At 36.6% G+C, this 13,018-nt stretch carries 12 protein-coding genes; 9 read left to right on the top strand and 3 right to left on the bottom strand.

Annotation, left to right across the window (positions count from 1 at the left end; all coding sequences use genetic code 11):
- Positions 1 to 241: 241 nt before the first annotated feature.
- The 4 genes from AAGS61_RS19485 (at position 242) to AAGS61_RS19500 (ending at position 4,028) form a co-directional block, all read left to right on the top strand.
- Entirely contained in the window at positions 242 to 862 is a 621-nt protein-coding gene (locus AAGS61_RS19485; protein WP_391375930.1) for an NAD(P)-dependent oxidoreductase, read from the top strand.
- Between the two features lie 323 nt (positions 863 to 1,185).
- Complete coding sequence (locus tag AAGS61_RS19490) at positions 1,186 to 1,800, top strand: hypothetical protein (RefSeq protein ID WP_391375933.1); 615 nt, start codon at positions 1,186 to 1,188, stop codon at positions 1,798 to 1,800.
- Positions 1,801 to 2,261: 461 nt separating this feature from the next.
- The gene (locus AAGS61_RS19495; RefSeq protein WP_391375936.1) at positions 2,262 to 3,422 is read left to right on the top strand and encodes a YhgE/Pip domain-containing protein; all 1,161 of its coding nucleotides are present in this window, start codon (positions 2,262 to 2,264) and stop codon (positions 3,420 to 3,422) included.
- A 66-nt stretch (positions 3,423 to 3,488) separates the two neighbouring features.
- Positions 3,489 to 4,028, top strand: a complete 540-nt coding sequence (locus tag AAGS61_RS19500) for a PadR family transcriptional regulator (RefSeq protein WP_391375939.1) — start codon at positions 3,489 to 3,491, stop codon at positions 4,026 to 4,028.
- A gap of 260 nt (positions 4,029 to 4,288) precedes the next feature.
- Here AAGS61_RS19500 and AAGS61_RS19505 read toward each other — a convergent pair whose 3' ends face one another.
- The gene (locus AAGS61_RS19505; protein WP_391375942.1) at positions 4,289 to 4,837 is read right to left on the bottom strand and encodes an ECF transporter S component; all 549 of its coding nucleotides are present in this window, start codon (positions 4,835 to 4,837) and stop codon (positions 4,289 to 4,291) included.
- Between the two features lie 211 nt (positions 4,838 to 5,048).
- On the opposite strand from AAGS61_RS19505, the gene AAGS61_RS19510 reads away from it, so the two are divergent.
- Positions 5,049 to 5,897, top strand: a complete 849-nt coding sequence (locus AAGS61_RS19510) for a pyridoxamine kinase (RefSeq protein WP_391375945.1) — start codon at positions 5,049 to 5,051, stop codon at positions 5,895 to 5,897.
- 322 nt (positions 5,898 to 6,219) lie between these two features.
- Here AAGS61_RS19510 and AAGS61_RS19515 read toward each other — a convergent pair whose 3' ends face one another.
- Positions 6,220 to 6,540, bottom strand: a complete 321-nt coding sequence (locus AAGS61_RS19515; RefSeq protein WP_391375948.1) for a winged helix-turn-helix transcriptional regulator — start codon at positions 6,538 to 6,540, stop codon at positions 6,220 to 6,222.
- A gap of 293 nt (positions 6,541 to 6,833) precedes the next feature.
- Here AAGS61_RS19515 and AAGS61_RS19520 point away from each other — a divergent pair, with 293 nt between their 5' ends.
- From AAGS61_RS19520 to AAGS61_RS19530, 3 genes are all read left to right on the top strand, one after another.
- Positions 6,834 to 7,589, top strand: a complete 756-nt coding sequence (locus tag AAGS61_RS19520) for an SDR family NAD(P)-dependent oxidoreductase (protein WP_391375951.1) — start codon at positions 6,834 to 6,836, stop codon at positions 7,587 to 7,589.
- A 90-nt stretch (positions 7,590 to 7,679) separates the two neighbouring features.
- Entirely contained in the window at positions 7,680 to 8,948 is a 1,269-nt protein-coding gene (locus AAGS61_RS19525; protein WP_391375954.1) for an MFS transporter, read from the top strand.
- A 477-nt stretch (positions 8,949 to 9,425) separates the two neighbouring features.
- Entirely contained in the window at positions 9,426 to 10,397 is a 972-nt protein-coding gene (locus AAGS61_RS19530) for an acyltransferase family protein (protein WP_391375957.1), read from the top strand.
- A gap of 114 nt (positions 10,398 to 10,511) precedes the next feature.
- On the opposite strand, the gene AAGS61_RS19535 is transcribed toward AAGS61_RS19530, so the two are convergent.
- Entirely contained in the window at positions 10,512 to 11,471 is a 960-nt protein-coding gene (locus tag AAGS61_RS19535) for a proline dehydrogenase family protein (RefSeq protein WP_391375960.1), read from the bottom strand.
- A gap of 117 nt (positions 11,472 to 11,588) precedes the next feature.
- On the opposite strand from AAGS61_RS19535, the gene AAGS61_RS19540 reads away from it, so the two are divergent.
- On the top strand, positions 11,589 to 12,992 hold the full coding sequence (locus AAGS61_RS19540) for a PLP-dependent aminotransferase family protein (protein WP_391375963.1): 1,404 nt from the start codon (positions 11,589 to 11,591) through the stop codon (positions 12,990 to 12,992).
- Positions 12,993 to 13,018: the final 26 nt, after the last annotated feature.

Genomic DNA, 13,018 nt, shown 5'->3' on the forward strand with positions numbered 1-13,018 from the left:
TTGGAACGCCGTATGCGGTGAAAGTCGCACGTACGGTGTGAAGTGAGGGAAAAGCTGGAGATAACGTCAAAGGCTTACCTATCACTATAGCTACTTCTTTAAAGAAAATTAGTTCTCTATTGTAAAATTTAAGTAGTTTGAATTTATATACTTAAAGTAATGCTACCTAAGTTAAAAACGACGAAATAATAGTATTTATAGTGTAGTGTATTATTTGTATCGTAAAAGGAGGATTATACTTTTGAATATTTTAATTTTAGGTGCAACTGGCCGAGTTGGAGGTCAAATAGTTAATTATGCTCTTCATGACAGACATCATGTTACTGCAGTAGTTCGTACTCCAGAGAAGATTCAAATAAATAATGAAAATTTAACTATTATTCAAGGGAATGTTTTAAATAAAGAGGATATCATACGTGCAATGCACGGAATTGATGTAGTTATTAGTGCGCTAAATACTGATGGAGTAACAACTTTGTCTGAAAGTATGCCACACATTATAGAGGCAATGGAAAACGAAGGTATACAACGGATTATAACTATAGGAACGGCAGGTATCCTACAAAGTAGAACCACCCCCAATTTACTGCGTTATCAATCAAGTGAATCAAAGCGTAAATCCACCCGTGCAGCAGAAGAACATCATAAAGTTTACGATTTACTTAAACAATCAACACTCGAATGGACTATTGTATGTCCTACATATTTACCAGATGGAGAAAGTTTAGATGAATATCGTGTGGAACGTGATTTCTTACCGGTAGGTGGAGTAAAAATATACGTATCGGATACAGCAGAATTTACATATAAGCAGATTGAAAGTAACAATTATATAAAATCACGTGTAGGTATCGCCTACTAATAATATTCTCTTACATTATAAAATCCCATTTTAAAAGTATATATCAAATGTCTTTAAGCTAGAGAATGGAAATGATGCAACATATATTGAAAACCCGAGAATGGGTTTTAATTTGTTAGTCTTCGAAAGAGATGATTGGCAATATGTGTTTAGTATTGATAGAGATGTGTCTGATAAAGTAACACCTGAAATACTCGTTCAGCTAGCAAATTCTGTTGATTATTGAACTGTTTGGTTTAGATAGTTCATGTCTGTTCTTTAACTAACGCCGCCGAATAATTGAATAAGGGTTGGAAACAATACCCCTAAAAAGGGGCCAGGAAATGAAAAAAATAGTTCTTATTATCTTGTTTTTGTTAATTTCAGTTGATGCTGTTGAGCAAATATCTGCTCGTTCATCACAATCCTCTGAAAAGATATTTGAGGTCGATGAACAACAATTATCTATAAAGCAAGCGATTGAATTAGCATATCCGCCTGCATTGAGATGGAATGAAAATGCTCAATTATTGCAGGCAATAAATATCGATTTAGATCAGCCGGGGAAGTCCATTGGCAGTAACGGAAAAAGGAAGTATTGGAACATTTCATTTGGCGTACCAGATACTAATAAGGCTTTTTTAGTAACCATTCACGAGGGAAAAATAGACCATACAAGTGATTTAACGAGGAATGGTTCTTCTCCTTACCCTAAAAAAGAGTTTATACAAATGGAAGAGATTAAGTATGATTCACCAGAGTTACTAGAAAAAGCATTGAAAATAGGTGGTATTTATCCTGGGAAAGACTGGGCGAAAGGTTATAGTTTTATGCTTATAAAAGACACAGAGAGAAATATGGATCTAATATTAGTGATAGGTTGGAATAGTGACCAGACAGAAATGAAAGCTGCGGGCTTTAATGCTGCAACAGGAGAATATATTAAACCGAGTTCGTAACGTTCCTTACTAAGCTAATGTTTTGATCAAACGTTATTATAAATTAACAAATACCCTAAAATATAAAACAGTAGGAAAACGAACGTTTCCAACTGTTTATTATGTTATTTCATTGGTTTTTTCAGTAATAGTTTTGAAAATTTCATTGATTGATTGTCGCTAATAACTGAAGTTTGATACAAAATAGCCTCTTGTATATAGCTGTAAGGGGTTATTTTTGATTTCCTCATCCTTCACCCATTCCTTTAAAGTCTAAAAACGTCCCTAATTAATAAATTACTATCATTCCCCCTCCCTCATTTCATAATTTGGACAAAAAATAAAAACAAAATAGGTCTTGTTCACTCTTTGGTTTGCAATTAAAAAGTTAATCTAATAGAATATCTAACATGTTCAAATCAAAGTACTTTAATTAAACTAATTAAATTAAAATAACAAGCTACTTAGAAGGGGTTAAATAAATGAGATTTACAGAGTTTTTGAAGAGTAAAGGTGCCACGGCTGCTTTATTTATGGGGGTTTTTTATACCGTCTGTATGTTAGGCATCTTTTTGCCAGGGTACACAGCTATCCCTGGGAATATCGATCAGTTACCGATTGCCATTATTAATGATGATGCAGGGGAAGTAGGGGCGCAAATTGTAGAGAGCTTAGAAGAACAATTACCATTTGAAGAAATAAAGACAGATCTTTCGAATAAAGCTGCGTTAACCGAGTTAGAAGATAACGAATTAGCGTTAGTGATTCATATTCCAGAAACGTTTTCAGCCGATTTACAAAATCGTGATGTGTCATCAAGTATTGACTTTACACTGAACGAAGCAGGTGCCACAGTCGTATCGTCTTCGATGACACAAGTGATTGCTCAAATTAATGCGCAATTAAGTACACAATTTTCACAGCAAACAGCACAAGGTATTTTAATGAACTTGAATGTACCTGAAGGGCAAGCAAAAGAAATGACGGAGCTAATTGAAAACAGCTATGTAGGTAATGTTGTGACGATCAATGATATGCCAGACGGGATGCACAACAATATGTTACCAATGTTTTTAACGATGTCTTTATATGTAGGGGCGATGATTGCAGCGATGCAATTAGTAGGGGCATTTAAAGCAAATCGTGGAAAAGCGACGAAAACACGTTTATTTATTTATGTACAGTTAACGGCAATTTTTGTTGGGGTGATTGCTGGTATAGCTTCAGCAGGAATCGCATTTGGTATCAATGATTTAAGCGGCGATGTATTCTTCCCAATTTGGGGACAACAAATCCTGAATTATTGGGTATGCTTTAACTTCACAGCGATCGTCGTGTTTTTAATGGGAGAGGCAGGGATGCTACTCAATATCCCGATTTTATTAGTACAAACGCTTGCCAATGGTGCAACGATTCCCCGTGAGATGATGTATGCCCCGTATGAATGGGCAAGTCATATTACGCCGATGTATTATTCTGTGCAAGCTTACTTTGCCAATATTTTTGGTAGTACAAGTGCTAGTCCTTATATAGTCGGGTTAGCGATTGTTGGTGTAGTAGCGATGCTTATTAACGGTGTGATTGTGTGGATTTTCCATAAGCCACTGGAAGTAGTAGATACAACAGAATTGGCAAAAGTGTAATTTCGGCTGAAGTAAATACGTAGTTTTGATAGAATAGAACTATTATTTGCCTAAGGAGCTGAAACAATGGCAATTCAAATTTTCATTTTAACGAAGCTGATGGAAGAAGATAATTATCCTTATAAATTGAAAAAACAAATCGCAGAATTACAGCCTCTTGATACAATCAATGGTTTGACGGAAAGTAAGTTATATTACCATTTTGAATCGTTAGCGAAGCAAGGGTTCATTGAGACAAAAGAAGTCATTAAAGAAGAACACCGACCAGACAAACAAGTATTTGCCATTACTGAAAAAGGCCGAGAAGCTTTACCGAAGAAGATTTATAAACTATTTGAAAATGCTAATTCCATTGGTGATATGATTATTGGTTTAGCCAATATGAAATATGTCGACCGCGATAAAGTCATTCGTATATTAGAAAAAAAGGTAGACGGCATCAAAACAACTTGGGATAGAATGGCTCAATTTGAGGGGAAACATTTTGTGGAACCGGGGCAAGAAGTATTAGCAGACTTTGTGAGCGATTATGCCCATTATCGTATCGATAGCTCTATCCAGTATTTCGAGCGATTGATTGAGCATATTCGAAAAGAGGAAATATAGGGAAAAGGCTATTTGCACATTGTAAATAGCCTTTTCTTTTTAAGGTTCAATATCAAAATATGTTCTTGATAAAAAAGATAGCACTCTAAAAGCACATGGAGTGAAGGGCGGCGACTCCAGCGGGATAAGCTTGAGCTGAAGACCCCGCAGACGAGCTTCGCGAGTCGAGGAGGCTGAAGCCAAGCCCGCGGAAAGCGTCCGCCCGTAACGGAATGTGCGGTCAAGTACACATTTAGGTGAAGAGCCCTTTTTAACGATGATTAAAAATTCTTTTTAAAATAAGGTGTTTTTTTCAATATGATCCAAACTGGAATGGCAATGATAATGCCTAATACGTTTTGTACAAGGTCACCAGGGATGGAAGCTAATGGGGCAACCCAGTTATTGTATAAAATAACTTCACCAATGTAATAAACGGCAATCATCACAGGAATGGACACAATCATTGCGATTACATTTAATGCGATATTGTCACCTTTATGTCCTTTTGACCAAGCAATTTTACCGACGATGAAGCCTTGTAAAGCACGCGCCACAATCGTAATCGGTGCCCAGATCATCCAGCCGCCGACGATATCAAATAACCCCATACCAATTGCACCAGCTAAAGCACCTTTTTTCGGCCCGAATAAAATAGAGGCAATAAAAAGCATTGCTGTGCCTAAATGTACTAAACCACCTTTTGATAAAATAGGTAGCTTAATATTTAAATAGACTGTCGACACGAATACAAGTGTAGCTAACATCGCTGTAATAACTAAATCAAACGTTTTCTGACGCGGTTTCGAATAAGTTTGTGTATTTTGCATATCTATCTTCCTTGCTATTTAGAATATACCGACAACTTTAGCAAAAGACTGATGCCTATAAAAGTGCCAATTTGAGAAAAAAAGATGTGGTCAGTTTGGGGCTGTTAGCGTAGCACTCGGAAGGACTTCTCGAGACACTGGGATTTTCCACAGTTTCGATTTATGGTACGATGGATAAAGTGTAAGTTGGATCGATTGGATGGAGGATATTATGAAAAAAGTCGCTGTAATACAGGATATGTCATCTTTTGGTAAGTGCTCATTAACAGCTGCGCTTCCAGTTCTTTCGGTAATGGGCGTGCAAGCATGTCCGTTGCCAACTGCTATATTAACGGCACAAACGGGTTATCCAAGTTTTTTTTGTGAAGATTTAACATCTAAAATGAGCCATTTCGTAGAGGAATGGAGCAAGCTAAATGCCCACTTTGATGGCATTCACACAGGTTTTGTGACGGGTAAGGAGCAAATCGACCATATTTTTCAGTTTTTAAATCAATTTCACACAAAAGAAACGACTTTACTTGTGGATCCGGTCATGGGGGATATGGGTGAGGTATATAAAATGTTTACGGGTGAATTGCTGGAACGTATGAAAGAGCTTGTGAAGCGTGCAGATATCATTACACCGAATATTACAGAGTGCTGTTTATTAACGGGCCTGTCCTATGAAAAATTACATAGCTATTCAAAGGAAATGGACTATATTCAAGCAGTAGAAGAAGCGGGGCGGATATTGCAACACAATACGGGGGCACATGTCATTATTACAGGTGTCAACCCACCGTCAGACGATGCAACGAAGCAGTCTATTGGCAATATGTATGTGGACGGAGACAGAACCTTTTATAGTAAGCGGGAATTTAATGGGGAAAGCTATTCGGGCACAGGTGACTTATTTGCATCCGTCATTATGGGCGGCATGATGCGTGGGCAGGACCTTGTGGACTGTTTGCAGCTAGCAGAGACTTTTCTGACAGCAGCTATTCATGACACGTCCTTGGAACAAATTCCTAGAGAAGCAGGCATTAACTTCGAAAAATATTTGCGTATGTTATTGTAAAATTAAATAATTTATATAAAATCCCACGGAAAAAATTTTCCGTGGGATTATTCTTTTTATTTAACAATTATCCTATGCGTAACTAGGTTACTTACCTCGTTCATCCACTTCCTATGTAGGTTGTTAGCAAATACTTATCAAAATAACATAAAAAAGAATATTCCGATAATTCGAGCGAGATTAGTCGTTTTCGCGGAGAAAATAACAAAATGAATCATCGGAAATTAGCGTAGCATAAATGTATAGGTGAATAAAAAAATAGTTTGAAGAAGTCTGTCTAGCGAAGCAAAATCGATTGGTTATGACTGTATTGCCTGCCTAATTATCCCCACTTTTTAGCCCAGGACTCCACTGCTTGAAGCGCAACTCCTAGATCGTGTCCTTTCGTCGTTAAGGAATATTCAGAGCGAATGGGACGATCGGATATGACGTTACGTAAAACAATCCCATAATCTTCAAGTTCTTTCAGCCGCTCTGTTAACATTCGCTTACTTAATTCAGGAATGACAGAATTTATTTCACTGAACCTTTTTGGCATATCCATCAATGAATTGATAATTAAGCATACCCATTTTTTTTCTATAATTTGATAAGCCACTTCAATTTTGTTGCAAACTACTTCCTCTTGCTGTAGTTCGTTCAATCGTAACACCTTCTTAATATACAATTAATAGGTTTTTGTTAACTATTTATAACAATAAACTATTTTAATATTATCATTATATTTTGTAAATTCAAAGCTACTAAAATAAATTTGTTCATATTATTGACACACTCTATTTATAAAGTTATTATTGGTTACGCAAAGTTACCTGGTTATTATAAATCTATTTATGGTGTTAGCCTAATAATGTCAACATAAAATTAAGATTTAGGACAAGTATTTTTACAGCCTATAATCGTTGTTAAATATGTATTGGTGAAGGAGAAAACAGTATGAAAAAGTTGAATGGGAAAGTAGCCATCATCACTGGTGGTGCAGGTGGTATTGGTAAAGGGATGGCTACTGCTTTCGTGAAAGAAGGCGCAACAGTTGTCATTGTTGACTTAAATGCAGAGCTTGGAAACGAGACAATTCAGGAATTACAACAATACCAACCTGAATCTATGTTTATGCAAGCAAATCTTGCAGAGCATGAAAAATTAGGGGATATTGTCAAAGAAGTTGCTGAGAAATTTGGCAAGATTGATATTTTAGTAAATAATGCACATGCATCAAGAATGGGCTCTATTGCAGACACAACAAAAGCCGATTTCGATTTATCGTTTAATACGGGATTCTATCCAACATTCTACTTAATGCAAGCGGCACTTCCATATTTAAAAGAAACAAAAGGAAATATTATCAATTTTGCATCGGGCGCGGGCATTAACGGGGATGTAAATCAAGGTTCGTATGCCGCTGCAAAAGAAGCAATTCGTGCCATTACGCGTGTAGCAGCAAATGAATTTGGTCCATTTGGCATCAATGTAAACATCATTTCTCCAATTGCCAAATCACCAGGTATGGTGCAATGGGCAGAAGAAAACCCAGAATACTACCAAGGTATGTTAGCGAAAATTCCACTAAGAAGATTAGGGGAAATTGAGGAAGATATCGGACGTGTGGCTGTATTCCTAGCAAGTGAAGATTCTGCTTATATTACAGGTCAAACAATTATGGTAGACGGTGGCTCTATTAAACTACGTTAATAATGAGTGCTTTGCGTTTCAATCATATCAATCATGGCGTGTCGTTTAGACGACATGGTCATAAAAAAATTAGAAGATAAGGATTACATCATGACTAAACAACAAAAGAAAAAAATCCACTATGCTTGGTGGTTATTAATTGCTGTATCGATTATGGTCGGTGTAGGTAAAAATGGTATTTCGACTGCAGGTGGATTATTCCTAACACCTGTTACAGAAGATTTAGGTATTGGTATGGGGAGCTTAACTCTATACTTTAGTATTGCCTCTATTGTTACAATGATTTTCTTACCGATTGCAGGTAAGTTAATGGCGAAATATGATATACGATTAATTTTAATCGTTTCGATTGTATTAATGGCTGGTTCATTCGCCATGTTCGGCTTTATGAGCTCTGTGTGGGGCTGGTATTTATTCTCGATTCCAATGGCCATTGGTTCGATTTTTATTACACAAATGGCAGGCCCTGTGTTAATCAATAACTGGTTTAAGAAGCATAATGGTTTAGCAATCGGGATTATGGTAGCAATCGGTGGTGTATTTGGTGCCATTATTCAACCATTTGCAGGAAACTTAATTGCTACGCAAGGCTGGAGATTTACGTATATTGCTTTAGGTTTAGGTGTAGCAGCGGTTATCATTCCGATCGTATTATTAGTAATTCGAATGGCTCCTCAACAAAAAGGTTTACAACCATTAGGTATGGATGAAGTGAATACGAACGAAAATGCTACGGCACAACAAGAAACATTAACTGGTGTAGCAGCGGCAGTCGCAAAAAAATCGAGCGCATTTTACGCATTATTATCGTTCTTCTTCATCATCACATCGATTGCGAGCTTCAGTCAACATATTGCGCCGTTCGCAATGGGCGTTGGCTATGATATTAAATTTGCTGGTAGCGCACTAGGTGCAATGCAGATCGGTGTATTAATCGGTGCTTTATCGTTTGGGGTATTAAGTGATAAAATTGGTGCAAAAAATACAGCCGTATTCGGCATGCTATTAGGGTTAGTACCGGTTGGTATTTTCCTAACAGTCCCTGAAAATCCAACATTATTTACTGTCGCTATTGGTATTTTTGGGTTTGTTGTAGCATCACTAGGTACACTAGGTCCACTTTTAACAACTGCTTTATTTGGTAAAAAAGATTACAGTCAAATTTACTCTACTGCAGCCATTGGTTTAGCAGTTGCAGGTATTATTGCGTTACCTGGATACGGATTCATTTACCAATTCACGGGTAGCTATACATTTGTACTGTATGCACTTGCCTTCATGTTAATTTTAAATGCACTATTAGTAGTAGTAGCATTTAAAGGTAAAAAGAAATTAGAAAAAGCAGGCATGTGGAAGTAATCATAAGGTTAGTCCACAATAAAGTTCCATTAAAATCATCCCGTTGCTATCGTCGTTAGCACTGGGGTGATTTTTTCTTGATTATTTATATAGGTCATCTTAAAATTATGGCCATTTGTAGCGTTCATATCATCGTTGCCTCCGGTCAAAAAGTCGCTGTATCCGAGCAAAAGCCCAGTGTAAACGGTCAAAAAGCTGTGGTATCCGAGCAAAAAGTCAACGTATCCGATCAAAAAACCTGGTGCGAGCAAAACCTTAACTATATCCAGTCAAAATCCTACAGTGAACGGCCAAAAACATTTATTTTTTAGCTAAAATGCAAGCAAATGAGACGGTGAAATGATGGGGGATTATTTTTCAATTCTACGCTCCTCCACACTAGAGAAAAATAAAATCTTTTTCTTTTTAATTAGGAAATAATTAGTGCATGTAATCTCACGAATTTATGGTAGAATGTATGGCTGAAAGGAAAACATCATGAAAAGAACAGCATATTTTGATAACGCAAAAGCTATATTAATTTATTTAGTTGTATTAGGGCATTTAATGTCGGGGTATTTGAATGAAAACCAATATGTAGATACTTTGTATTTAGTCATCTATTTATTTCATATGCCAGCTTTTATTTTAATAGCGGGCCACTTTTCTCGAAAGATTAAAAGTCTAGACGATCTAAAGAAACTAGTTAAAACGCTAGTGCTACCTTATGTTATATTCCAAATTTTATATACCCTTTACTATAGGAATGTTTTTGGGGATCATGTACAATTTGAGTTTTTTGAACCACGCTATGCTTTATGGTTTTTATTGAGCATGATTATGTGGAAAATGATGCTATGGGTATTTAGTAGTCATAAAGGGATGATTGTAGTATCGATTATTGTCTCATTACTAGTAGGGTATATGAGTGAAGTAAACGAGTGGCTATCGCTATCTAGAACATTTTTCTTCTTCCCCTTCTTTTTAATGGGGTATTACTTAAATCGTGAAAACTTTGTAAAGATGAAAAATAAATGGAATGTACGGGTTGCCAGCATGTTAGCTAGTACACTGATTGTAGTTGTTTATCTATACGGAGATGTGCGGTGGAAAGAATGGTTTTTTGGCAGAGTACCCTATGAAGACATTGGCTATGGGCTATTGGAATCGAGTGTCTTAAGTAGATTATTTATATATGTGTTAATGATAGTAAGCACATATATTTTCTTATCGCTCGTCCCTACGGAAAATCAGTTTTATACAAATATTGGTGGTAAAACGTTAGGGGTTTATTTATTACATTTATTTATTATTAGAGCATTTAAAGAAACAGACATTTATGTATGGATAGAAGATACAGGGAATTACGTAGCATTGTTTGCCATCGCCTTTCTGATTGTATATGTTCTATCGAGTAATTGGGTGTGGAAAGTAACTGCGCCATTAATTATGGTAAATAGGAAATCATAATGATGTGAGAGTAGGGGCGTTCGAGAAGGTATTCTGGGGCGCCCCTTTTATGATAAAGAATTCTAGAAGGTATAAAAATATATTTCAGTTATACACGAATAGTTAACTGTTCTTTTAATACAATCTACTTGTGTCTGTCGAAGAAGGTTGGATGATATCTGTTACTGCAAGATAGAGGTTTTCTGGATATTCAGCTATGCGGTGACATAAATACAAGTACCACTCTGTCCCGTAAGTCAAATATACTTTGCTGTTGTATCCTTTATTTTTTAACTCTTTTAACAAATCGGGACGTATCCCGTAGAGCATTTCTATTTCTACCTGTGGCTGTTTGAAGTATTGACGATATTCCATTTCTTGAATAAGTTTCTCATCATGTGTGGCAATGGATACTGGATGATTCGCCCCGAGTAATTGTTCTACAAATTGGAGATAACGATCATTTAATTCTGTTGATCTAGGCATCGCAATAGTAGAAGGTTCTTGATAAGCGCCTTTGACAAGTCTTATTTTCCCAGGATAGTGAATCAGTTCTTGAATATCATCGTTCGAGCGAAATAAATGTGCTTGTATAGTGATTCCTACATTAGGGTACTGCTCTGTTGTTTTTTTATAGATAGTCACAATATCGTTTGTTTTCGATGATTCCTCCATACTAATCATAACGGTTATGTCGTATTGTTGCGCTTTCTTGGCTATCTCCAGTAAATGCAGATAAGCTGTATCTGGATTCACCGACAGTCCAATATGTGAAAGGTCTAGTGAAACCGTTTGCTGCATAGACATCGAGCCCATTTCTTCAATCAGATACAAAAATTCCTGTTTTGCTTGTTGGCATTCCTCTAAATTCGTCGTATTTTCCCCTATATATTCTAATGAAACAGAATAGCCATTTGAAATCAGTTCTTTTGCTGTAACAATCCCATCTTTTCTATTTTCGCCAGTAACAAATCTTTGCGCGGCTTTTAATAATAGCGGATAGAGCTCCGTCGAGTGTTGAATGTGGGATTTAATCTGTTCATTTCGTGCAATGGATTTCAGTGCTTGGGTGAATTGAATTTCTGGATTCATCATTACTATACATCTCCCTTTTCCTATTTGAGTTCACTTTATCATGATAAAATGGTCTATATTAGTACCATTTATTTCTTTTTTTTATGGTGCCAATTTTAGTGGGGGGAACATGTACATATGCTGTGGATACCTATTGATCGATCTTTAGATATACCGTTAATTCGACAAGTCTATCAACAAATACGAGAACGAATTTTAAAGGGGGAATTACAAGCTGGCGAAAAATTGCCATCGACACGTGAACTATCTGATGGGTTAAAAGTGTCTAGAAATGTCATTTTAGAAGCTTATGATCAACTAATGGCGGAAGGCTTTTTAACTTCACGAACGGGTTCAGGTACATTTGTAGGAGAAGGCACTTTTTTAGAGCCACTTAAAAAGCCGCCTTTATTTCACACTTTCAATTTGGCGAGCGATACAAACGAAGATGATCACATCATCAACTTCCGTTCAGGGATTCCAGCATTAGATTTATTTCCACGTAAGACATGGGCGAAATTGTCGTATGCGGTATGGAATGATACATCAAATGCGATGTTCGGCTATGATATTCCGGAAGGACGCCCAGAATTAAGAAAGGCTTTATCACGTTATTTATTGAAAACAAGAGGGGTGAATTGTCATCCAGAACAAATTGTCATTACGTCTGGTGCAACGCAAGCATTAATGCTTGTTTCTAAATTGCTCTTATCTCCTAACGATACAGTTGTCATGGAAGACCCCATCACGGATGACATCCAAACGATTTTTACAACTACAGGTTCGGCCCTTTATCCCATTCCTGTTGATGAATATGGAATGAAGACATCTTTGTTGCCAGTACATACAAATCCAAAGTTTGTTTTTGTGACGCCTTCCCATCAGTTCCCTTTAGGGGGAACGTTACCGATTCAAAGACGGATTCAATTAATTGAGTACTCCAGACAAATGAATTGTTATGTTGTGGAGGATGATTATGATAGTGAGTTTCGATATGAAGGCTCACCCGTCAGCTCACTACAGGGACTAGAACCAGATCGTGTATTATACGTTGGTTCATTTAGTAAAATCTTATCACCAGCGCTTAGAATAGGGTATTTAATTCTTCCTTTGCATCTTGTTGAAAAATGTAGAAAGCTAAAATGGTTTTCGGATCTACATACCCCTTCGGTGGATCAGCTTATCCTTACTCGGTTTATTGAGGAAGGCTATTTAGAAAGACATATTACAAAGATGAAAAAAATTTATAAAAAGCGAAGAGATTTTTTGATTGATTGTATCAATACAACATTTTTGAATAAGGTTACTATTTTCGGTTATTCGACAGGGTTACACCTTATTCTTGAATTGCCAGACTGCCATTTTTCAATTCAAGTGCTGAAACAAATCGAACAAGCGGGCGTGAAAGTATACTCGGTAGAAGATCATACAATTGAAAAAGGAAACCATCTGAATCGAATTATTTTAGGTTATGGGCATCTAAATAATGAGGAAATAAAAGAGGGTATTACGAGGCTGTATAATGCAATCTATACATGTTAATAACGAAAAGAAAGGCTGATTAATTC

Source organism: Lysinibacillus sp. KU-BSD001 (assembly GCF_042920265.1).
GTDB lineage: Bacteria > Bacillota > Bacilli > Bacillales_A > Planococcaceae > Lysinibacillus_B.

Excerpts from the sequence above, each read along its gene's own strand:
- AAGS61_RS19490 (WP_391375933.1), top strand. The coding sequence starts at position 1,186 with ATGAAAAAAATAGTTCTTATTATCTTGTTTTTGTTAATTTCAGTTGAT.
- AAGS61_RS19495 (WP_391375936.1), top strand. The coding sequence starts at position 2,262 with ATGAGATTTACAGAGTTTTTGAAGAGTAAAGGTGCCACGGCTGCTTTA.
- AAGS61_RS19500 (WP_391375939.1), top strand. The coding sequence starts at position 3,489 with ATGGCAATTCAAATTTTCATTTTAACGAAGCTGATGGAAGAAGATAAT.
- AAGS61_RS19505 (WP_391375942.1), bottom strand. The coding sequence starts at position 4,837 with ATGCAAAATACACAAACTTATTCGAAACCGCGTCAGAAAACGTTTGAT.
- AAGS61_RS19510 (WP_391375945.1), top strand. The coding sequence starts at position 5,049 with ATGAAAAAAGTCGCTGTAATACAGGATATGTCATCTTTTGGTAAGTGC.
- AAGS61_RS19520 (WP_391375951.1), top strand. The coding sequence starts at position 6,834 with ATGAAAAAGTTGAATGGGAAAGTAGCCATCATCACTGGTGGTGCAGGT.
- AAGS61_RS19525 (WP_391375954.1), top strand. The coding sequence starts at position 7,680 with ATGACTAAACAACAAAAGAAAAAAATCCACTATGCTTGGTGGTTATTA.
- AAGS61_RS19530 (WP_391375957.1), top strand. The coding sequence starts at position 9,426 with ATGAAAAGAACAGCATATTTTGATAACGCAAAAGCTATATTAATTTAT.
- AAGS61_RS19535 (WP_391375960.1), bottom strand. The coding sequence starts at position 11,471 with ATGATGAATCCAGAAATTCAATTCACCCAAGCACTGAAATCCATTGCA.
- AAGS61_RS19540 (WP_391375963.1), top strand. The coding sequence starts at position 11,589 with ATGCTGTGGATACCTATTGATCGATCTTTAGATATACCGTTAATTCGA.